16 protein-coding genes and 1 pseudogene are annotated in these 20,466 nt (G+C 67.9%); 4 read left to right on the top strand and 13 right to left on the bottom strand.

Features of this window, described 5'->3' with window-relative positions:
• Positions 1–91: 91 nt before the first annotated feature.
• Positions 92–2,570 (bottom strand): annotated as a pseudogene (gene clpA / locus ACFQE0_RS25720) (ATP-dependent Clp protease ATP-binding subunit ClpA).
• 38 nt (positions 2,571–2,608) lie between these two features.
• Positions 2,609–2,995, bottom strand: a complete 387-nt coding sequence (clpS, locus tag ACFQE0_RS25715) for an ATP-dependent Clp protease adapter ClpS (protein ID WP_378974750.1) — start codon at positions 2,993–2,995, stop codon at positions 2,609–2,611.
• Between the two features lie 535 nt (positions 2,996–3,530).
• Here clpS and ACFQE0_RS25710 point away from each other — a divergent pair.
• The gene (locus ACFQE0_RS25710; RefSeq protein WP_378974747.1) at positions 3,531–5,009 is read left to right on the top strand and encodes a D-alanyl-D-alanine carboxypeptidase; all 1,479 of its coding nucleotides are present in this window, start codon (positions 3,531–3,533) and stop codon (positions 5,007–5,009) included.
• 21 nt (positions 5,010–5,030) lie between these two features.
• Here the strand turns inward: ACFQE0_RS25710 and ACFQE0_RS25705 are convergent, their stop codons facing one another.
• Genes ACFQE0_RS25705 through ACFQE0_RS25695 form a run of 3 tightly spaced genes read right to left on the bottom strand, consistent with a single transcriptional unit; the run spans position 5,031 to position 7,242 of the window.
• On the bottom strand, positions 5,031–5,861 hold the full coding sequence (locus tag ACFQE0_RS25705; RefSeq protein ID WP_378974745.1) for a J domain-containing protein: 831 nt from the start codon (positions 5,859–5,861) through the stop codon (positions 5,031–5,033).
• Positions 5,861–6,106: a hypothetical protein gene (locus ACFQE0_RS25700; protein ID WP_378974742.1), complete on the bottom strand. Its 246-nt coding sequence runs from the start codon at positions 6,104–6,106 to the stop codon at positions 5,861–5,863. The genes ACFQE0_RS25705 and ACFQE0_RS25700 overlap by 1 nt, the downstream gene beginning before the upstream one ends.
• Complete coding sequence (locus ACFQE0_RS25695) at positions 6,103–7,242, bottom strand: S1C family serine protease (protein WP_378974740.1); 1,140 nt, start codon at positions 7,240–7,242, stop codon at positions 6,103–6,105. Before ACFQE0_RS25695 ends, ACFQE0_RS25700 begins: the two co-directional genes overlap by 4 nt.
• Positions 7,243–7,641: 399 nt before the next feature.
• Here ACFQE0_RS25695 and ACFQE0_RS25690 point away from each other — a divergent pair, with 399 nt between their 5' ends.
• Positions 7,642–7,857, top strand: a complete 216-nt coding sequence (locus ACFQE0_RS25690; protein ID WP_378974737.1) for a hypothetical protein — start codon at positions 7,642–7,644, stop codon at positions 7,855–7,857.
• A 50-nt stretch (positions 7,858–7,907) separates the two neighbouring features.
• Here ACFQE0_RS25690 and ACFQE0_RS25685 read toward each other — a convergent pair whose 3' ends face one another.
• The 4 genes from ACFQE0_RS25685 to ACFQE0_RS25670 form a co-directional block, all read right to left on the bottom strand.
• Complete coding sequence (locus tag ACFQE0_RS25685) at positions 7,908–11,345, bottom strand: SbcC/MukB-like Walker B domain-containing protein (RefSeq protein ID WP_378974735.1); 3,438 nt, start codon at positions 11,343–11,345, stop codon at positions 7,908–7,910.
• Between the two features lie 149 nt (positions 11,346–11,494).
• Positions 11,495–12,118 (bottom strand): DUF4194 domain-containing protein, encoded by a 624-nt coding sequence (locus ACFQE0_RS25680; RefSeq protein ID WP_378974733.1) that lies wholly within the window; start codon positions 12,116–12,118, stop codon positions 11,495–11,497.
• Positions 12,111–13,493 carry a Wadjet anti-phage system protein JetA family protein gene (locus tag ACFQE0_RS25675; RefSeq protein WP_378974731.1) on the bottom strand — a complete coding sequence of 461 codons (1,383 nt, stop codon included), beginning with the start codon at positions 13,491–13,493 and terminating at the stop codon, positions 12,111–12,113. Before ACFQE0_RS25675 ends, ACFQE0_RS25680 begins: the two co-directional genes overlap by 8 nt.
• Before the next feature lie 50 nt (positions 13,494–13,543).
• Positions 13,544–13,963, bottom strand: a complete 420-nt coding sequence (locus tag ACFQE0_RS25670; protein ID WP_378974729.1) for an FKBP-type peptidyl-prolyl cis-trans isomerase — start codon at positions 13,961–13,963, stop codon at positions 13,544–13,546.
• Positions 13,964–14,186: 223 nt separating this feature from the next.
• Between ACFQE0_RS25670 and ACFQE0_RS25665 the strand changes: the two genes are divergently transcribed.
• Complete coding sequence (locus ACFQE0_RS25665; RefSeq protein WP_378974726.1) at positions 14,187–14,411, top strand: hypothetical protein; 225 nt, start codon at positions 14,187–14,189, stop codon at positions 14,409–14,411.
• An 80-nt stretch (positions 14,412–14,491) separates the two neighbouring features.
• On the opposite strand, the gene coaBC is transcribed toward ACFQE0_RS25665, so the two are convergent.
• From coaBC to ACFQE0_RS25645, 4 genes are all read right to left on the bottom strand, one after another.
• A complete protein-coding gene (gene coaBC, locus ACFQE0_RS25660) occupies positions 14,492–15,763 on the bottom strand; it encodes a bifunctional phosphopantothenoylcysteine decarboxylase/phosphopantothenate--cysteine ligase CoaBC (protein ID WP_378974723.1) in 1,272 nt (423 codons plus the stop codon).
• Positions 15,764–15,809: 46 nt separating this feature from the next.
• The gene (locus tag ACFQE0_RS25655) at positions 15,810–16,532 is read right to left on the bottom strand and encodes a di-trans,poly-cis-decaprenylcistransferase (RefSeq protein WP_378974721.1); all 723 of its coding nucleotides are present in this window, start codon (positions 16,530–16,532) and stop codon (positions 15,810–15,812) included.
• A 77-nt stretch (positions 16,533–16,609) separates the two neighbouring features.
• On the bottom strand, positions 16,610–17,002 hold the full coding sequence (locus ACFQE0_RS25650; protein ID WP_378974719.1) for a transcriptional regulator: 393 nt from the start codon (positions 17,000–17,002) through the stop codon (positions 16,610–16,612).
• On the bottom strand, positions 16,989–17,606 hold the full coding sequence (locus tag ACFQE0_RS25645; protein WP_378974716.1) for a hypothetical protein: 618 nt from the start codon (positions 17,604–17,606) through the stop codon (positions 16,989–16,991). The genes ACFQE0_RS25650 and ACFQE0_RS25645 overlap by 14 nt, the downstream gene beginning before the upstream one ends.
• Before the next feature lie 174 nt (positions 17,607–17,780).
• Here ACFQE0_RS25645 and uvrB point away from each other — a divergent pair, with 174 nt between their 5' ends.
• Positions 17,781–20,456, top strand: a complete 2,676-nt coding sequence (uvrB, locus tag ACFQE0_RS25640; protein ID WP_378974713.1) for an excinuclease ABC subunit UvrB — start codon at positions 17,781–17,783, stop codon at positions 20,454–20,456.
• Positions 20,457–20,466: the final 10 nt, after the last annotated feature.

Raw genomic sequence — 20,466 nt, 5'->3', positions numbered from 1 at the left:
CGGGCGCCTCCTCCCCGCGGCGCGATTGCGTCGCGGGGGTCATAGACTGGCTCATCGCCGACCGGAAGCCCAAGCCCCGGTCGGCAATTCATCAGGCCCGGACCAGAGGCACTTTGGGCACGGTCTTCACACCGCCGCCGGAGCCACCACCGCCCTTGTCGTTCTTGGGCGTCTTCTTCCGCGTCACCGAACGGGGCTTCGCGCGCTTGCGCTTTGTCGCGTTGGCCACATCCGCTTCGGGCTTCGGCATGGCCGGCCCTGCCGGGAACTCGAAGGCCAGCGAGTCCTTCGCACCGGCCTTGGCCTCGGCATCCTCAGGCTTGCGCACCACGACGCGCACTGCGCCGCCATCCTTCAGTTTCCCGAACAGCACCTCGTCTGCGAGCGGCGTCTTTATCGTGGACTGGATCAGCCGAGCCATGGGCCGTGCGCCCATCGCATCGTCGTAGCCGTGCTCCACGAGCCAATCGCGCGCTTCGTCCGAGAGCCAATGGTAACGTTGCGGTCGGCAAGCTGCGCTTCGAGCTGGAGCACGAACTTGTCCACCACCTTGGCCACGACCTCCTTCGGCAGGTGGCCGAACGAGATGATCGCATCGAGACGGTTGCGGAATTCCGGCGCGAAGAGACGGTTGATCGCCTCCACGTCGTCACCCGAGCGCTTGTTCTGAGTGAAGCCATAGGCCGACTTCGCGAGATCGGACGCGCCTGCGTTCGACGTCATGATGATGATGACGTTGCGGAAATCGACCTGCTTGCCGTTGTGGTCGGTCAGCTTCCCGTGGTCCATCACCTGCAGCAGGATGTTGAACAGGTCGGGGTGCGCCTTCTCGATCTCATCGAGCAGCAGCACGCAATGCGGATGCTGGTCGATACCGTCGGTCAGCAGCCCGCCTTGGTCGAAGCCGACATAGCCGGGGGCGCACCGATCAGGCGCGAAACGGTGTGCCGCTCCATGTATTCCGACATGTCGAAGCGCAGCATCTCGACGCCGAGCGACGCCGCGAGTTGCTTGGCCGCCTCGGTCTTGCCGACGCCGGTCGGGCCCGCGAACAGGTACGAACCGATCGGCTTGTCCGGATCGCGCAGGCCCGCGCGGGCAAGCTTGATCGCCGAGGTGAGGGCTTCGATCGCGCCAGTCTGACCGTAGACCACCCGCTTCAGGCTCTCCGTCAGGTTCTGGAGAACCACCGCGTCGTCCTTCGAGACGGTCTTCGGCGGGATGCGGGCCATCGTGGCGATAGTCGCCTCGATCTCCTTCACGCCGATGGTCCGCTTGCGGCGAGCCTCCGGCACGAGCATCTGCGAGGCGCCGGTCTCGTCGATCACATCGATCGCCTTGTCAGGCAGCTTGCGGTCGTTGATGTAGCGCGCCGACAGCTCCACGGCCGCCTTCACGGCGTCGGTCGTGTACTTGAGCTTGTGGAACTCCTCGAAATACGGGCGCAGACCCTTCACGATCTCGATCGCGTCCGGGATCGACGGCTCGTTGACGTCGATCTTCTGGAAGCGACGCACCAGGGCGCGGTCCTTCTCGAAGTACTGGCGGTACTCCTTGTAGGTAGTCGAGCCGATGCAACGCAGCGTCCCCGATGCGAGGGCGGGCTTCAGCAGATTCGACGCATCCATCGCGCCACCGGAGGTCGCACCGGCGCCGATCACCGTGTGGATCTCGTCGATGAACATGATGGCGTTCGGGTGCGCCTCGATCTCCTTCATCACCTGCTTGAGGCGCTCCTCGAAGTCACCGCGATAGCGGGTGCCAGCGAGCAGCGTTCCCATGTCGAGGGAGAACACGGTCGCCTCGGCAAGAACCTCCGGCACCTCGTGCTGGATGATCTTGCGGGCGAGGCCCTCCGCGATGGCGGTCTTGCCGACGCCAGGGTCGCCCACCAGCAGCGGGTTGTTCTTCTGGCGGCGGCAGAGCACCTGGATCGTCCGCTCCACCTCAGCGTGGCGGCCGATCAGCGGGTCGATCTTGCCCTCGCGGGCCTTCTTGTTGAGGTTGACGCAGTAGGCGTCGAGTGCGTCGCCCTTCTTCTTCGTGCCGCGCGCCTCTCCGTCGTCGCTCGGACGCTCGGCCGGGCCCTCTTCCTCGGCACCACGCACCGGCTTGGCGTCGCTGGCGCCGGGGCGCTTGGCGATGCCGTGGCTGATGTAATTGACCGCGTCGTAGCGGGTCATGTCCTGCTCCTGCAGGAAGTAGGCGGCGTGGCTCTCGCGCTCGGCGAAGATCGCCACGAGCACGTTCGCGCCGGTCACTTCCTCGCGTCCGGAGGATTGGACGTGGATCACCGCTCGCTGGATCACCCGCTGGAAGCCCGCCGTGGGCTTCGCATCCTGGCGTCCGTCGCCGGTCAGGTTGGAGAGTTCGGTGTCGACATATTCGACGAGGCTGCGGCGCAGCGTGTCGATCTCGACATTGCAGGCTCGCATGACGGCGGCCGCGTCCTGATCATCGACCAGGGCTAACAGGAGATGTTCGAGCGTCGCGTATTCGTGGCGGCGCTCTCCTGCCAGGGCGAGCGCCCGGTGGAGGGCTTGTTCTAGGCTGCGTGAGAAGCTTGGCAAAGCGGGCCTCTGTCCTTCGTGCCTACCGCGAGCGGCGCCTATTTCTTTTCCATAACGCACTGGAGAGGATGTTGGTGCTTGCGGGCAAAGTCCATGACCTGCGTCACCTTGGTCTCCGCGACCTCGTAGGTGAACACCCCGCACTCACCGACGCCGTTCTGATGAACGTGCATCATGATCCGGTACGCGTCCTCGTGGCTCTTGTTGAAGAACCGCTCGACCACCAGCACCACGAACTCCATCGGGGTGTAGTCGTCATTGAGCAGCAGAACACGGTAGAGGCTGGGCCGCTTCGTGCGCGGCTTGGTGCGGGTGATGATGGCGGTGTTCGAGCGGTCATCGCCCCCCGGCTCCCTTGAACCCGTGGCAGTGATCGCGAACGCCGTCCGCACTGGCTCCGTTCCCATATTTGGGACGCGTATCATATCCGTCGAACCGATCCCTTGAGGCTGGGCAGACCGTCCCCCGAAGCTGTCATGCGATCGGTGGAATCGGCGCTGTCCGACCGAACCTTCGTCGCTCCCAGCGCAATCTACAGACGGTGAGCCGACTTCGCCAGACGCCTGCGCGCTCGTGTCCGAACTTAGAACCGCGCGAGGCTTTGCGCAGCCCGGATCGGTGCGGAGAAACACGAACGCTGGCGCGGGAAACCTCACGGCTCGCGCCGTCGCCCGGCGGTGTGGAGGGCGAGGGATAGCGGCATCGGGCAGCCTCATTCGTCGGGCCGCCCCACGAGTGCAGGGGCATGCGCGGCTCGAACGGCGAAGGAGTGTGTGCGCCGCCCCAGCGAGCGTCAAGCGTCGATCAGGTTTGGAAGAAAAGCGTTCAACGTCAATCCGGTTAACCCGCCCGTAACCGCTCAACTTCATGTTTCACCGATGTGGACGCACCGCGACGCCGGGCGTCCTTGCGAGGGGCGGAGGCCGGTGCGGAGCCGGCACGGTGAGGGCGTTCAGGCGCATGCGTATCGTTGGAGTTCCCCGCCTTACGGCGCGTGCAGTGCCTGCTGCACTGGCGGCCGTAGCGGTCATGAGCGCGTTCGTAACCCCCGCCGACGCGCGGCGAGGACGCCACGGCAAGCACGCCGCCCATCACAGACATGTGTCCGGTGGCGGCTACAACCCGCCCTACGCGGCGATGGTCGTTGATGCCAAGACCGGCAAGACGCTCCACGCGGTGAACGAGGATGCGCTGCGCCATCCGGCCTCGATCACCAAGGTCATGACGCTCTACATGCTGTTCGAGCAGATGGAGCGCGGCAAGTTTGCCCTCGATTCTGAACTGACGATCTCGGCCCACGCCGCTGCCCAGGCGCCCTCGAAGCTCGGCATCCGCCCCGGCCAGACGATCACCGTCGAAGACGCCATCAAATCGATCGTCACGAAGTCCGCCAACGACGTCGCCTGCGCCATCGGTGAGAACATCGCCGGGTCCGAGGAGCGTTTCGCGGAGATGATGACGGCCAAGGCCCGTTCGCTCGGTATGAGCCGCACGCACTACGCCAACGCATCCGGCCTGCCGGACCCCGAGCAGCTCACCACCGCCCGCGACCTGACGATCCTCGCCCGCGCGATCCAGGACCGCTTCCCGCGCTACTACCGCTATTTCCAGACTCGCTCCTTCGCCTTCCGAGGCCGGGTGATCGGCAACCACAACCGCCTGCTCGGCAATGTCGAGGGCGTGGACGGCATCAAGACCGGCTACACCCGCGATTCGGGCTTCAACCTGATGACCGCAGCGAAGTCCGATGGGCACCAGATCGTCGCCATCGTCCTCGGCGGCCGGTCCGGTGCCAGCCGTGACCAGATCATGGCCAACCTCGTGCGCAGCAACCTGCCGCGGGCCTATGCCGGCGCTCGAACCGCCGCGCCTGTGACCGAGGTGGCGAGCGCCCGCCCGGCGGTCGTGGCCGATGCGGTGTCGCGGACCCGCACCCAGGTCGCCTCGGCGGAAGAGGACGATGTGGAGACGACGAACTCCACCGGTGAGCCCCTGGATATCTCCCCCGCCCGCACGACGACGCCGGGCAGCAGCAGCCGCTCCGGCCTCCAGGCCCTGCCGAAGGCGGCTCAGGCCTATGCCGAGCAGGCCGTGCAGCCCTCCTTCCCCGGCAACGGCAAGATCTCGGCTCGCGTCGGCTCGAACGAGCGCGACGAGCCGCCGAAGCCCCTGTCCGGCCCGAAGATGACGCCGACCGCCTGGGTGATTCAGCTCGGCGCGATGGACGACGAAGAGAAGGCACGTTCGATGCTGTCGCAGGCCCGCGCGAAGGTCGGCGGCAGCCTGTCCAAGGCCGCCCCGTACACCGTGAAGGTCGAGCATGGCGGCGCCACGCTCTACCGCGCCCGCTTCTCCGGCTTCTCCGAGCAGGAAACCGCGCAGGACGCCTGCCTCGCCCTGAAGCGCAGCGGCTTCAGCTGCTTCGCGACTCGCAGCTAGTTTCGGCGCGGAAACGCCCTTTCAAGACATTTCGCTTACCATCCTGAAATCGCACCCGGCCCATGACGCCGGGTGCCTCACACTCGGCGGCGCCCCGTACGGAGCCGCCGATAATCGACGCAACCTGGCAACGCGCGTGGAGTTCAGCGATGTCGGTTCAGCAAACGATCCCGGGCCGCGTTGAGCCGCGCCGCCCCTCGGCACTTCCCCCTGGTCGGGGTGGGCGCGCTTCATCAGCGTCCGGTGGGCCGTCCGGATCTGCTCAGTGGTCGCCCCGCTCTCAAGCCCCAGGATCTGGTACGCCTCCTCCTGCGCCATCGTCCCTGGCTTCGCCGCACCGCGCGCCCACGCGTCTCGATTGCGCTCAGCGTCTACACGCCATCCGGGCGCCCGGCGGTCGAGATAAGCCTCTAGGACGACTGCGCCCTCCGGGTCCTCCAACCTGCAGAGGGCGTGTAATTCCGTGAGCGCGGGCAGGCTGAGGCCGTCGAGCGGAGCCCCGCTGAGTGGGCCCGCGCGAACCCTGCCCGCCGCAAAGCTGCCATCGGGCAAAATCGCCACGGCGATGAGGCGCGTGCGCACGCGTCGCCCTGCGCCGATCCCGCCCGGCATCAGGCTGCGCAGGCGTCGGCCCATGCCCTGCGGCCCCTCCAAGCTCCACAACCCGCCGATCCCGAGCAGCGCGGCCAGCGGCAGGTTGCCGTGCAGAAGCAGGAACCCGGCCGCAGCCAATGCGGCCCATCCGGCGAGGCGGTGACGGGGGAAGGCGGCGAAGACGGCGCCCAGACCGCCCGGTTTCTTCGAGAGCCACCACAGACCGAAACAGGCGAGCAAGCCGAGAAGCAGCAGCATCAGCGGTTCACGCCGTATTCGGCGCTGACCCGGCCGCCGATCCGTACGGACAGGCCATTGCCGAGATCACGGAAGCCGTCGGCCTTCGGCTTCCGATTGGGCGCGGCAGGGCAGGGCGGTGTGCCCGGCAGGCGAACGCCCTCCGGCAAATCCTCCGCGCAGAAGCGCGGGCGTGCCTCGGGTTCGGCCGCGAGAGCGGAAATTGGGACCAGCAACACGAGCACGAGAAGGGGAAGCCGCATCATTGCCGGTTCTCCGCGACGTCCGTTGTTCCGACGCGGACCTGCCGCAGGCGGCCGTCGCGCAGGATCCCGAGTTCGACCGTGGCGCCGATCCCAGCCTCGGCGATGGCCGCAGTCAGGTCCGCGAGGCGATGGACCTCTCGCCCGCCCGCCGAGACGATGATGTCTCCGATCGTGCCGGTCTGTGCATCGACACCGCGGATGCCGGCCTGGGCGGCGGGCGAGCCGCGCAGAACCCGCAGCACGACCACGCCGTCGATCCCGAGCCGCGCGGCGGTGGCCTCCTGGCCGGCGATGATGCCGATGCCGGGATTGCGCACACGGCCCGCCTTGATCAATTCCGGCACGACCCGGTTCACCACATCGACGGGGATCGCGAAGCCGATGCCTGCACTGGCGCCCGAAGGCGAGACGATAGCGGTGTTCACGCCGATCAGCCGCCCGGCGGAATCGAGCAGAGGCCCGCCGGAATTGCCGGGATTGATCGCCGCGTCAGTCTGGATCACGCCCGAGACCTCCCGCCCCTCGCTGGTAGGCATGCGGCGGCGCACGGCGCTGATCACGCCCGTCGTCAGGGTATGATCGAGCCCAAACGGATTGCCGATGGCGAAGGTCGATTGGCCGACCTTCAGATCCGCCGAGGTTCCAATGGCGAGCGGCGGGGGCAGATGCAGGCTGCGCCCGAGTTGCAGCACGGCGAGATCGTAGGACGGTGCCATGCCGACCAGGGTGGCGGGCACCACCTCGCCGGAACTCAGCCGGACGGAGACCGAGCCGCCCGATTGAGCTGCCGCCTGCACCACATGGGTGTTGGTGACGATGTGGCCCGCGCCGTCCCAGACGAAACCCGTGCCGGTCTGCGTGCCGCTGTTGCCGCTCTCCCCCTCACTCTCGTTGTCGATATCCATCAGGCCGCGATCTTGCGCCGCAGCTTGAGCGAAGACGTGGACTACGGACGGGCTGGCTCTCTCGAACAGGGCGATCGTCGACTTCTCATTGTCGGCCAGATCGCCCCTGGCGGCGACGATGCGCGGGGTGCTGGCAGAGTACAGGAGCGGCGTGACGTAGGGCTGCACCACGGCAAGCCCCAGGAACAGCAGAACCAGCGCGAGCACGAGGCGTCGGGTGCGGTCCGGCACGGGGCTCTCCGGGACGATGAACTAGGGAACGGGGGCTTAGCGGGGCCTTAAGTGCGCGTTCAGGTTCGAAGCGTCAACAAGTCCCCATGCGCTGGGGTGGTCGGCTACAGCCGGAGTGACCATCTCAGGCTCACTAACGGAATGGTCATTTTTCGAGTCGAACAATCATCATAAGTGCAGCTCAGTGATCGAGCGCCGGATTTTAGTGGCGGCCGACTAAAGGCGCCACAACTCTGCCGCGAACGCGGCGGGGACCGGAAAGTCGGCGAGAACTGATCTCAAAGCTGCCGCACAGAAGCTTGTATTGGACGCCACCCTATCACCGCTGACCCCTCTGGGTTTGCGGGGGGATGGCTTGTGACCCGAAGACCGCGTTTTTCGAAGGAAGAGTACGAAGCCATGGAAACCGAAGCTCTGGAACGTCCCGCCGATCTGACCATCTGGCGCACGGCTCCCGCGAGCGCCCCGATGGCGCAGCCCGAGCGGTACGGCACCCTGCGCGAGGCGATCGCCGCCGCTGCGGGCGCCCTGACCGATCCGGCCAAGCAGCCCTGGATCATCACCGAGGAGGGCGAGATCCTCTCCCCGAACTGGATCCGCACCTACCTGAACTGAACTTCGGGGATTGCGGGGACGGCGAAGCCGCCCACCCCGCACCCTCCGGGCTATTCCGCGGCGTCCTGCTGCCGGAAGCCCTCGATCCCCCGGTGGTCGGGGTTGATCGCATGCAGCGCACGCCGCGCCGCTTCGAGCGGATGCTCGGATTCGATCCTTACAGCGGAGAGGTCCGGGCTCTTGTAGACCGTGACGATGGTGTCCATCACCTCGGTCAGGGTCGTCCGCTTGTCTTCGGGCGCGGCGATCAGCAATTGCAGCCCCCAGGCGCGGTAGAGATCGACCAGCGCCTGAGAGTTGCGCACGTCGAGCTTCGAGAAGGCCTCGTCCAGCAGGCAGAGGCCGAGCCCCGGATGCTCGGCGCCCGGCCGGTCGCCAGGGTAGTAGGCGCTGGCCAGCGAGGCCGCGATGGCGACGTAGAACGGCGCCTGAGCCTCGCCGCCGGATCCGCGTAGAGCCCTTGCCGACATGGTGGTGCGGTTGCCCGCCTTATCCTTCATGCCGATCTCGTAGACGAAGTAGTTGCGGTAATCGGCGAGCCGGTTCGCATCGTCTTCGCCCGCGATGAGGGCAGTGATCTCGGCGAGAGCCGAAGCCATCGGCCCTTCAATTTCTCCGGTCAGGAGAGCCTGCGCCGCTTCCGGCGAACGCGCGGCCTCGACTGCCAGCGCGTGGACGGCCGCATAACGCCGGTCGACCGCCGCCTCGAACGCATAGGTCTGTCCGGTGAAGGAACGGGCCGACAGGCGCTCGTTGAGGGCCGCGAGCCTCGTATGCACACGCTCGAACCGGTCCGCGAGGCGGGCCAGCAGGTCCTCGGTCATCAGGCGGCGCATCTCGGCCTCGGCACGGGCCGCTTGATCGCGGTAGCGGCGCAGTTCGTGGCCCTCGACCGCCTCGTATTCCCGCCGCACCCAGGCGAAGCCTTCGATGGCCGGGACGTCACCCGCCCGGAGCGGATTCTCGATCCGCCACGTGGCGCAGGCTTCGGCCAATTCTCGCTCGGCCACGCGGCCATGGGAGCGGGCAGCGTCCGCGGCCTCTCGGGCGCGGCTGCGTTCCGACGCGGCGAGCGCCCCGGCGCCCTTCGGATCGAGCCCTGCGAGCGCCTTGCGCGCCGACACGACAACAGCCGGATCGAACACCTCCATCCGCGCGACGCGCACCCGCGCCGCATCGCCACCGACGCAGTTGCGCAGAGCGCCCCGCCGCGCGGCGAACGCTGCGCGGGCCGCCTCGCGCATGGTGCCGACACGCGCGGTGAGGGCAGCTTCCTCGGCGAGCAGCCGATCGAGCTTGGGTTCCAGATCCTCGGACAATTCGCGCAGGTAGGCGACGCGCTCTGAATTGAGGGCGGCGATTTCTGCATCGAGCCCGCCCGTATCGCGCTTCACGATCTCGGCGCGTTCGGTTTGCAAGGAGCGGCGACGGCCCTCGATGCCGTCGAGTTCGCCCCGCAGGACATCGATGTCGTCGAGGCCGCGCTCGATGCGCGCCCGGATGCCTGCGGCGGTGCGGGCAGCCTCGCGCAGAACCGCAGCCTCGCCCCGCAAGCGCCGCGCCTCGGCGGTAGCGTTCTCGTGGACGCGGCGGCTTTCTGGCGTCGGGCCGCGATGGCCGCGCGTCATCATCAGATCGACGCCGCGGGTCACCGAATAGGCCATGCCCGCGGTCGTGCGTCCGCTCGGCGCCACGGCGCGCGAAAGCCGGGCGAGCTCGGCATCGTTGCGGGCAAGGTCGTAGCCGCCGATCCGCACGCCGAGGAAGGCGCGGGCATGGGGGTCGCTCGTCTCTATCAGCGACATGGCGCCGTCATCGTCGTGGCGCGCCCGCTGCCGTGCCGTGTCGGTCGTCTTCACAAGGATGCAGCGGTAGAGGCGGTCGCGCCCCGCTTGGAGCACCGCGAACGCGTCTTCCAACCGGTCCGGATCGACGATCAGCGCCTCGCGGGCGCGGCCGAGCAGGGCCTCGATCGCCGGCCCCCAGGTCGGGTCCGTGATTTCGGCGCGCTCACAGATGGCGACGGCCTCAATGCCCTTGCGCTCCAGCTCGGCGCGGAAGGCCAGGGTGTCGGAGGAGAGCCGCGCGCCCGTGCTTCCGCCGACGCGCGGTGCGGTTCGCTCGGCCTCGGCCTCGGCGCTCCGCGCCTTCAGGGCGGCATCTTCCGCCGCGCGTTCCAGCGCCTCATCGAAGGGGGCGAGACGGGCGAGGCCCTTCACCAGCCCCGCCAGAGGACCGTCGGCGCGCAGGATCTCGTCCGGGGGAGTCTCCTTGCGCAGGCTTGCCCGCGCGCAGGCCTCCGCGAGCCTCGCCGCCTGAGGCGCGACCGGCCGCAGCACCGGCGCCACCGATTGAAGTCTCGCCATCTGCCCAACGAGGGAGACGAGGTCGGCCACGCGGGCGGCGAATTCCTTGCGGTCGCGCTCCAGCATCGACAGGCCGAGATCGGTGGCGGTGAGGCGCTCCCCCATGGCCTGCCCGGCCTTCAGAGCCTTCTTCTCGGCGATCTCACGGTCGATGTCGCGCACGAAGCCGCGGCTGTCCGTAACGCGCTCCCGGGCGAGGCGCATTTCGTCGGCGCCCTCGCGCAGCTTGCTGCGCACGGCGGTGAGATCGAGGGTGCGGCGGCGCAGTTCCGCCACCGCCGCCCGCAACTCATGCTCGGCCGAGGCGATCACCGCCTCGCCCCACGCCTCATAGCGGTCGCGCAGACGCTTCAGGCGCACCAGCCGCGCCTCCAACTCGCCGAGCGTGTCGAGCAGTGACTTCCACGTCGCGATGGACTGGCGCACCCGGTCGACGTTCAGCGGCTCGGGATCGAGCACGAAAGCGCGGACGAAGGCGCTGGTGTCGAAGATCGGCTTGAACGCCACGGCATTGGCGAAGCTGCGCAGGAAGTGGCGCGGCTCCGGCGCGGGCGCGCCCTCGCGCAGGGAAGCAAGGAGATCGGCGGTGAACCGCTCGCCGGAGGTGCGGTACTCGGTGAAGCTCTCGGCCTGGGCCTTCAGGTCGGCGGCGATCTCCGTCCAGGGCGCGGTATAGGTGCCCGCCTCACTGGATCGCGCGTAATCCGCGATGGCGAAGCGGTGACCGACCGCGATGAAGCGCGACAGCACCGTCTCCTTCGCCTCGTCCGCCCGCGCCGCCAGAGCGAGTCCCGCCGTGACGACCCGGCCCGAGGACGGGTTCTCGAAAGTGAGGGCGAGAATCGTCTCGCAGGCTTCCCGAGTCGGCCGCCCGCCCTCGGCCGGGTCGCTGATCCAGCCCAGGCAATAGTCGCGCACCGTCCGCGCGCTGCGGCCCGACGCCGAGGCATTCAGGGCGAGGCGGCTCGCATTGTTGCCCGCGAGCACGGTGCCCACCGCATCGAAGATGGTCGACTTACCGGCTCCGGTCGGCCCGACGAGGGCCGCCGCGCCCCGGATCCTGATCTGCTCGCGGCGGATCAGGTACCAGTTGGAAATCGAGATGTCGGTCAGAAGGTACAAGGGATGCAATCCGCCCGCCGGCTTGGGGAGCCGGACCAGTTGGCCGGAGTCGAGCCCAGACGCAAGGGATGGCATTCAGGGGAACCACTCGACGATTCAAGTCTGCGAGGCTGGGAGCAGCCCCTAGTCAGCGGGGGCTGAACGGCGCCTCAACCCCGCGCATCCGCCCAGGAGCGCAAGCGCTCCATCCAGGCCTCGGACGCGATCACAGTCAGGCCGGGCAGAAGGGCGAGGGGCGTGACGCGCTCGATGCGATCGCGCTCGCCGAGCTTCAGGCCACCGCGCCGGGCGAAGAGGCGCAGGATCTCCCCAAGACGCCCTTCGTCCGGCGGATCGTTGCGTGCGGCGGTGCGGATCTTCTCGACGATCTCGTCCGTCGTGCACTCCACGATGCCATCGGTCCCGACGCGGGCGTCGCGCAAGCCTTCCTCGTAGAGGAGCCGCAGGGCGAGGAGCACCAGCGTCTCGTCCTTGCGCAGTCGCTCCCCCGCAATGTCGTAGCGCGGGGCGTCCGCCGCCGGGCTCAGCGAGACCATCTGATCGCGATGGGCCACGGTAAGGGCGTAGCCGAGGCAGGCGAAATAGTCGGTGAAGAACGGCGCATAATGCCGAGCGAGTTCATAGGCCCGGCCGATTCCCGGCGTGTCGGCATAGACGACCTGCGCCTTCAGCATCACCTGAAGGGCCCGGATCAGCTCCTCCGCATCGGGCGCACGCGAGCCGGGAGGAGGGGGTTCATCGCCGTCGATGATGGCGCGGAAGGGCTCAAGCACGGGGCATTCCTAGGGCGCGACGCTCGACCACGAAATCGGGGCAATCAAGCCAGCCATTGGCGAGGCGTTCGGTGAGATGCGTCACCGCGTAGGCATCGGCGAGTTGGCCTTCGAACAGCAGATCGATCTCGCGCAGGCGCTGAAACACCACGAAGTCGTCGACATCGGTGATGGCGATGCCCGAACCGCGCAGGGGTTTCCCGCGCGCGAGCTTCGCCTCCACAAAATCCCGCATGCGTTCGGGCGTTACCGTCACCCGGCGGCGGAAATCGGCCTTGGCCGCCGCGAAGGCGTCGACCGCCGGGTCGATGTCGAGATCCGGCAGCGCCTCGATGAAGATCTCCGAGCGACGAGCGCGGGGCGTTTGCAGATGCGCCTCGCCGAGGGGCGGGCGCAGGAGCGACAGGTCGGCGGGGACATCCGGCGCCTCGTCATCCTCGCCGACAGCCTGAAGCAGGGCGGCGATTCGCTCGACGGTACCGGGGTCAGGCGCTTCCGAATAGCGCAGGGTCGCGCCGATCCGGCGTTCGAGACGCACGACCACGGCGTCGACCGCGTCGAGATGACCGTCGACACCCTCGAACACGGCGAGGATCTGGGCGAGATCCGCCCGCACCATCCGCTCGCCTGCCGCGAGGTCGGGCGCGCGTCCCTCGCGCACCGCTCCCTCGGCGAGGGCGCGGATGCCGAGGGCGTCGCCCAGGGCGCGATGGGCGAGACGTACGACGCTCGCGCGGAAGCGGAACGGATTGAAGCGGGTATGGAGCGTCCGGTAATCGCGGATGAGGTGGCGCTCGACGAATTCCTCGAAGAACAAGCGGAACGAGGCGGCCCTGTCGGGTTCGCGGAGGATCCGCTCCTCGACCTTCCGCATCCCCGCCGCGAGGCCCCGGACGTGCGAGAGGAAGCCGTCTGCGGCGCGGGCGGCGTTGGCGAGCGATTCCGAGCGGTTGGCCGGATCGGCCAGGGCCGATTCCAACCCACCGAGGACATCCAGCACCGCACCGCCGTAGGAGCGCGTCTCACCCCGTTCCAGGCGCGAGAGCTCTTCGAGGAGAAGCCGCGCCTCCGGGTCGAACTCGACCACGGGCACGTAGCGTTCCCGGCGCTCGATCAGCCAGCCGGAATCGAGGAGGCGGCGATAGGGGATCGCGCGGCGCTCCACCGGGTCCGGCGGAACGGGTTCGTCGCCATGGACGTCCGGCTCGCTCCATCCCGCGGCGAAATCGCCGATCTCGGCCAAGAGCCCGGCCTTCCGGACGGGCTCGGCGCCCAGCACCTTCCGGTGCAGATGCAGAAGCAGAGCCGCGTTGAACGCGCGGCTCGGCGAGGCCAGGGGCCTGAAGAGATCATCGGACAGCTGCGCGAACAGCATCGAAACGCGGGACCTACGCTCGCGCAGCCATCAGACTCACAGCCTGTCGCTTACTTCGCGCCGAGAAGCTCGACGTCGAAGATCAGCGTGGCGTTCGGGGGGATGACACCGCCCGCGCCACGGGCGCCATAGCCCAGCTCCGGCGGGATGATCAGGGTGCGCTTGCCACCCGTCTTCATGGTCATCACGCCCTGGTCCCAGCCCTGGATCACCTGGCCAGCGCCGATGGTGAAGGAGAAGGGCTGATTGCGGTCGCGCGACGAGTCGAACTTCTTGCCCTTCTTGCCGCCCTCATCGAGCCAGCCCGTGTACTGAACGGTGACCTGCTGGCCGGCCTTGGGGGAGGGGCCGGTGCCGACCACCTCGTCCTGGTACTTGAGCCCGGTGGGCGTGGTGACGGTTTCAGCGGCGTTAGCGGATGCGGTCATGGCGATCAGTGCGGCTCCGGCGATGAGGGACAGACGGGGCATGCAATCTCCCTGAGCCGGTTTCGAAGCACCGGCCTTCCGGGGCTTCTAGTGCCGGGGGATAGCGCGAGGCAATGCGGCCCGCGCATTCGTCGGCGCGCGGACGCCGTTTACGTTCTGGGGATAACTCTTCGGTAAGGAATCCCTTCAGCCACCGTTCAACCGGCGGCAGGCAGCTTGGCCGTGCGCTCTTAACCAAGGGCGTTCGCACCGGATCACCGCCGCCATGCTCGCCTACCGGGCCTTTCCCGCCCTCGTCTCGACCGGCCCCGCGCCGGAGCGGCAGCGGCCCCCGATCCTCGTGAGCATCGGACCGGCACTCGACACGGCGTTCGGTCTGGAGCACCCGGTTCTGTTCCCGGATGAGATCGCTAGCCTCGTCGCGAAGCTGTGCACCATCCTCGACGCGACGGCGCCTGCGGAGGATTTCTTGTTCCTCGAAGCCGCATGAAGGCCTGAACGGTGGGCCACCGGGCCTTAGCTGCGTCCTCGCAAACGAATAATTGAAGAGCGGTGCTGAGGAGGTGTTTCTCAGCCCTCCGCCAACTCCGCGAACCGCGCTACCAACCGGCGCGCCACCTCTTCCTTGGCAGCGCGCGGCCAGGATTCGACGCTGCCGTCGCGGCTGATCAGGTGCACCGTGTTTTCGGCGCCCCCCATCACCCCGCCCTCAGCCGAGACATCGTTAGCGACGATGAGGTCGCAGCCCTTCCGGGCGATCTTGGCGCGGGCGTGATCAAGCACAGAATCAGTCTCGGCCGCGAAGCCGACCACGAGGCTGGGCCGCCCCTCGCTTCGCTTCGCGATGGTCGCGAGGATATCCGGGTTCTCGGCGAGCGCGAGGGGCGCGGGGCCGGACCCATCCTTCTTGATCTTTTTAGCGGCCGCCTCGACCTCCGGCCGCCAATCAGCCACGGCGGCGGCGAAGATGGCGATGTCGGCAGGGAGCGCCGCTTCGACAGCCGACAGCATCTCGCGTGCGGTCTCGACATGGACCACGTCCACCCCCGTGGGATCGGGGAGGGAGACCGGGCCGGAGACCAGCGTGACTGCTGCACCGGCCTGCGCCGCCGCCGTCGCGATGGCGTGGCCCTGGCGGCCCGATGAGCGATTGGCGATGTAACGAACCGGGTCGATCGGCTCATGCGTCGGCCCCGACGTGACGAGCACCCGCCGTCCGGCCAGCGGCTTGGCCTCTTGCGGGCCGGGGCGCCCCGCGAGAAAGCCGAGCCCCGGCTTTGAACCTGAGGCCTCGTCCAGCATGGCCACGAGGGCGTCCGCGATTTCTGTCGGCTCGGCCATCCGGCCCGCTCCCGATTCGGGCTCGGCCATCGGCCCGGCATTCGGCCCGACGACGCGCACGCCATCGCCCTTGAGTGTGTTGAGGTTTCGCTGGGTCGCCGGGTGCGCCCACATTTTCACGTTCATCGCCGGGGCGATGAGGATGGGCAGGGTCGTCGCGAGCAGGATCGTACAGGCGAGGTCCGGGGCGTGACCGTTGGCCATGCGCGCCATCAGGTCGGCGGTGGCCGGGGCGACGACCACCGCATCCGCTTGCCGGGCGAGCTTGATGTGGCCGATCTCGGCCTCGTTCGCCCGGTCGAACAGATCCGTATGCGCCCGCTCCCCCGCCAGGGCGGCGGCGGCGAGCGGCGTCACGAATTCCTGGGCGCCCGCGGTCAGCACCGGGCACACACTCGCCCCACGCTCGCGCAGGCGGCGAATGAGATCGAGGGACTTGTAGGCCGCGATTCCCCCACCGATGACGAGGAGGATGCGGCGGCGGGCGAGGGGCAGGCTCATCGGGAAAGCCTCTGCGCGTCCGCGCGCCAGCGTCAAGCGAGGCGGATCAGGCCGCCACCATCACCCGCGACGATTTCAGCCCGCCGAAACGCCGGTCGCGCTGGGCGAAATCGGCCACGGCGAGGGCGAGGTCCTCCTCACCGAATTCCGGCCACATCCGGTCAGTGAAATGCAGTTCGGCGTAGGCCGCCTCCCAAAGCATGAAGTCGGACAGGCGCTTCTCCCCGCCGGTGCGGATCAGGAGATCGACCTCGACCGGGGAGCCGTGCATCTCTCCCGCGATCATGGCGCCGAAGGATTCCCGGGTCGCCTCGCCGCCTTCGAGCCGCCGCGCTGCCTCGATGATCGCGTCGCGCGCGGAGTAATCGACGCAGATCCGCAGGTGCAGGCGGCGGCCCTCCGCCGTTGCGGCCTCGGCGGCGGCGATGGCCTCGGGAATGCCGGCAGGCAGACGGTCACGGCGGCCGACCACACTGAGACGCGTGCCCGAGCGAGCGAGGCGCTGGGTCTCGTTGCGGAGGTAAGTGCGCAGCAGCCGCATCAGCCCACCGACCTCATCGGCCGGGCGCTGCCAATTATCGGCGGAGAAGGCGTAGAGCGTCAGAGTACCGATCCCAAGATCGGGACAAGCCTCTGCCGTCCGGCGGATGGCTTCGACGCCGCGCCGATGGCCTGCGAGACGGGGGAGCCCACGACCCGTCGCCCAGCGGCCATTGCCATCCATGATGATGGCGGCGTGCAGGGCGCGGGGCTCCGCTTCGCTTTGCATCGTAAAGTCTCCGGACGAATCGGCGTTGGCAGAGTGCATCGGATGCCGGTTAACGGTTGCTGAGCGGTCGGGCGATGTCAGGCCGGTTTCGTGACCGGTTTGAGGCCGCCGTTACGTCCTGTGTCAGACGCGCGCTCGGCGGCTCTCGCCGCGTCGCGCACGACCTGCTCCAAAACGGCGAGGTAGCCCAGAAAACGCTCGCGACCACTATGGGTCAGGCGACAGATCGTTTGAGGGCGATTCTGCGAGACGCCCTTTTCGAGACTCACGAAGTCCGCCTCGCTCAACACCGAGAGATGGCGGCTGAGGTTGCCGTCCGTGAGCCCGCACATGCGCTTGAGATCAGGGAAGGGCAGTCCCTTGGGGTGGGCGGCGAGCGAGGTCAGCACGCTGAGGCGCGCCTTCTCGTGAATGATCCGGTCTAAGCCGTCATACGAGAAACGGCCCGTCGCACGGTCAGCGATCGCCATCGCTACCCCCGCCCGTGCGTTGAACGACGATCGCCAGCGCCACTTGTCCGATCACGAAGGGCAGGCCCATCGTCCAGGGCGACAACGCGTGATCGGCCGCCGCGATGGCGATCACCGACAGCCCGGCGATGAGATACCACGCGCCGATCGCCTGCACGGCCCGGGGCAGGATCCGCGCCGAGGCGAAAAGGCCAAGGCCCACCAGAACCTGCCACAGGCCCGGCAGCAGCCAGATCTGGTCCGGGGCGAAGCGGGCGATGACGAGGCCGAGGCAAGCGCCCGCGCCGGCCGACGGAAGGAACACCTCGATCGCGTTCAGCACCATCGCGTCGGCGAGGCCGGAATGGAGGCGGCGGGTCCGCCTCAAAGCCTCGACGCCGATCAAGGCAAAGGCGCTGAGGGCAGCAGCGACCCAGATCGCGAAAAAGAGCCCGGCGTGGTTGGCCGGATTGCCGAGCCAGAGGGCCTGCCCGGCAGCCGTCGCCAGGGCAACGCCGCCCGTGGCGGCCAAGGTCGCGGAACCCAGGCCGCGAAAGGTCGTATCGCGGGCGATCTGGGTCCGAATCGCCACGATATCGGCCAGGGCCTTATCGAGGTCCTGCACCTGCCGCCCCCTCCGCGTAGCAAATCTTGGGAAATGAAGTATCGCGCAGCCCGCCCGGTCGCAAGCTGTGGCGAAAACCGGAATTCGGAAATCACGACGGGGATCGCGCTCCATGCGGTGCGAACGAGCACGCGACGTCTTTCTCCGGCCACCCCGGAAGCCCATATTACCCCCATGCCGACGCCGAAAAAGCCCCGCGCCGCTGCCGCTTCCAAGGCGGACAAGCCCGTCCTGCAGCCGCTCGACAGCCATTTGGCCGAGTTGCTGAACCCAGCCCTCAACCGCACCCGGCCCAAATCGCCGGATCAGGGCGGCGCGAGGCCCGGCAAGCCGCCCGCGCGCAAGAAAGGCGGACGAGGTTTCGCGGAAGCGCCGCAAGCCGGCTTCACCGTAGGCGACGCCGCAGAGATCGACCCCAAGCTCGCACAGGCCCTCGGCCTCGCCGGGCCGGAGGACGGCCCCGTGCCCGCCGGCACCTCGGATCCCGAGCCGGTCGTCGATGGTGGCGCCTCCGCCACGGTCACCGCCCTCGAGCGGCTCCTCACGGAGGGCAACCCGCTTTTCAAGAACGGCGAGACCTGGACCCCGCACCGGCCGGAGCGTCCGGCCAAGTCGGAGGGCGGCGTCAAGTTCGTCCTGAAATCGGAGTTTTCTCCGGCTGGTGACCAGCCGACCGCCATCGCCACCCTGGTGCAGGGCGTCAAGGAGCATGAGCGCGATCAGGTGCTGCTTGGCGTCACCGGCTCGGGCAAAACCTTCACCATGGCCAAGATCATCGAGGAGACGCAGCGTCCGGCGCTGATCCTCGCGCCGAACAAGACGCTGGCGGCGCAGCTCTACGGCGAGTTCAAGGCGTTCTTTCCCGACAACGCAGTCGAGTATTTTGTCTCGTACTACGATTACTATCAGCCGGAAGCCTACGTTCCACGCTCCGACACGTTCATCGAGAAGGAATCCTCGATCAACGAGCAGATCGACCGGATGCGCCACTCTGCGACCCGCGCCCTGCTGGAACGGGACGACGTGATCATCGTGGCGTCAGTCTCTTGCATCTACGGTATCGGCTCGGTCGAGACCTACACCGCCATGTCGTTCACCGTCTCGCTCGGCGAGCGGATCGAGCAGCGCCAACTGGTCGCTGATCTCGTGGCGCTTCAATACAAGCGCATCCAGTCCGATTTCGCCCGCGGTACCTTCAGGGTGCGCGGCGACGTAATCGAACTCTGGCCCGCCCACTTGGAGGATCGCGGCTGGCGGATCGACCTGTTCGGTGACGAGATCGAATCCATCGTGGAGTTCGACCCGCTGACGGGCAAGAAGATCAGCGACCTCAAGTTCGTGAAGGTCTACGCGAACTCGCACTACGTCACGCCCCGCCCGACGCTGCAACAGGCGATCAAGGGCATCAAGAACGAGCTGAACGGCCGGATCGAGGAACTGACCCGCATGGGCCGCCTCATCGAGGCGCAACGCATCGACCAGCGCTGCACCTTCGACATCGAGATGATCGAGGCGACCGGCTCCTGCAACGGCATTGAGAACTATTCGCGCTACCTCACGGGCCGGAAGCCCGGCGAGCCGCCGCCGACCCTGTTCGAGTACCTGCCCGACAACGCCATCGTGTTCACGGACGAGAGCCACGTGACCGTGCCGCAGATCGGCGGCATGTACCGGGGCGATTTCCGGCGGAAGGCGACGCTGGCCGAATACGGCTTCCGCCTGCCCTCCTGTCTCGACAACCGTCCGCTACGGTTCGAGGAATGGGACGCCATGCGTCCGCAATCGGTCCACGTCTCGGCGACGCCGGGCAAGTGGGAGATGGAGCAGACCGGCGGCGTCTTCGCCGAGCAGGTCATCCGCCCCACCGGCCTCGTGGACCCGGTGATCGAGATCCGTCCCGCCCGCAGTCAGGTCGATGATCTGCTCGGCGAGGTGAAGGCCGTGGCACAAGCTGGCTACCGCACCCTGGTCACGACCCTGACCAAGCGGATGGCCGAGGATCTGACCGAGTACCTTCACGAGAACAGCGTGCGGGTCCGCTATATGCACTCGGACATCGACACGCTGGAGCGGATCGAGATCATCCGCGACCTGCGTCTCGGCGCCTTCGACGTGCTAATCGGAATCAACCTGTTGCGCGAGGGCCTCGACATCCCGGAATGCGCGCTGGTCGCCATCCTCGACGCGGACAAGGAAGGCTTCCTGCGCTCGGAGACCTCGCTGGTGCAGACCATCGGCCGCGCGGCCCGTAACGCGGATGCCCGCTGTATCCTCTATGCGGACTCGATCACCGGCTCGATGGAACGGGCCATGGCGGAAACCGAGCGCCGCCGCACAAAGCAGCTGGCCTACAACGAGGAGCACGGCATCACGCCGCAGAGCGTGAAGCGCGGCATCGCGGACATCCTCAACAGCGTTTACGAGCGCGACCACGTGCAGGTCGATACCGGCCTCGCCAAGGATGCCGTCACGGTCGGCCACAACCTCAAGGCCGTGCTCGCGGATCTCGAGAAGCAGATGCGTGCGGCGGCGGCGGACCTGGATTTCGAGGAGGCGGCGCGCCTCCGCGACGAGCTCAAGCGCCTTCAGGCGACGGAACTGCTCGTATCCGACGATCCCATGGCCCGCCAGGGCGATGTCGAGCGGGAAGCGGGTCGCTACGGCAGCAAGGGACCGCGCGGCGGAAGCCGCATCAGCAAGCCCGACCTCGACGATATGGGGCCGGGCACGGACCGGGAATTGCCTGTCGGCGCGCCCGTCTGGCAGGAACGGCCGAAGGCACGCTCCACGCAGGGGCTCGGCGGCCAACGCCCGAAGTACAAGGGCGGTGGCGGACGAAAGCGCGGATGACGCTTCCCGA

The sequence above is a fragment of the Methylobacterium komagatae genome (genome assembly GCF_042661665.1).
Lineage (GTDB): Bacteria > Pseudomonadota > Alphaproteobacteria > Rhizobiales > Beijerinckiaceae > Methylobacterium > Methylobacterium komagatae.
Note: the sequence above shows the minus strand (reverse complement) of the source record. Positions and strands in the feature narration are given on the sequence as shown.

Coding starts and splice junctions, on each gene's coding strand:
- clpS (WP_378974750.1), bottom strand. CDS start 2,995: ATGATACGCGTCCCAAATATGGGAACGGAGCCAGTGCGGACGGCGTTC.
- ACFQE0_RS25710 (WP_378974747.1), top strand. CDS start 3,531: ATGCGTATCGTTGGAGTTCCCCGCCTTACGGCGCGTGCAGTGCCTGCT.
- ACFQE0_RS25705 (WP_378974745.1), bottom strand. CDS start 5,861: ATGCTGCTGCTTCTCGGCTTGCTCGCCTGTTTCGGTCTGTGGTGGCTC.
- ACFQE0_RS25700 (WP_378974742.1), bottom strand. CDS start 6,106: ATGATGCGGCTTCCCCTTCTCGTGCTCGTGTTGCTGGTCCCAATTTCC.
- ACFQE0_RS25690 (WP_378974737.1), top strand. CDS start 7,642: ATGGAAACCGAAGCTCTGGAACGTCCCGCCGATCTGACCATCTGGCGC.
- ACFQE0_RS25675 (WP_378974731.1), bottom strand. CDS start 13,493: ATGCTGTTCGCGCAGCTGTCCGATGATCTCTTCAGGCCCCTGGCCTCG.
- ACFQE0_RS25670 (WP_378974729.1), bottom strand. CDS start 13,963: ATGCCCCGTCTGTCCCTCATCGCCGGAGCCGCACTGATCGCCATGACC.
- ACFQE0_RS25665 (WP_378974726.1), top strand. CDS start 14,187: ATGCTCGCCTACCGGGCCTTTCCCGCCCTCGTCTCGACCGGCCCCGCG.
- coaBC (WP_378974723.1), bottom strand. CDS start 15,763: ATGAGCCTGCCCCTCGCCCGCCGCCGCATCCTCCTCGTCATCGGTGGG.
- ACFQE0_RS25655 (WP_378974721.1), bottom strand. CDS start 16,532: ATGCAAAGCGAAGCGGAGCCCCGCGCCCTGCACGCCGCCATCATCATG.
- ACFQE0_RS25650 (WP_378974719.1), bottom strand. CDS start 17,002: ATGGCGATCGCTGACCGTGCGACGGGCCGTTTCTCGTATGACGGCTTA.
- uvrB (WP_378974713.1), top strand. CDS start 17,781: ATGCCGACGCCGAAAAAGCCCCGCGCCGCTGCCGCTTCCAAGGCGGAC.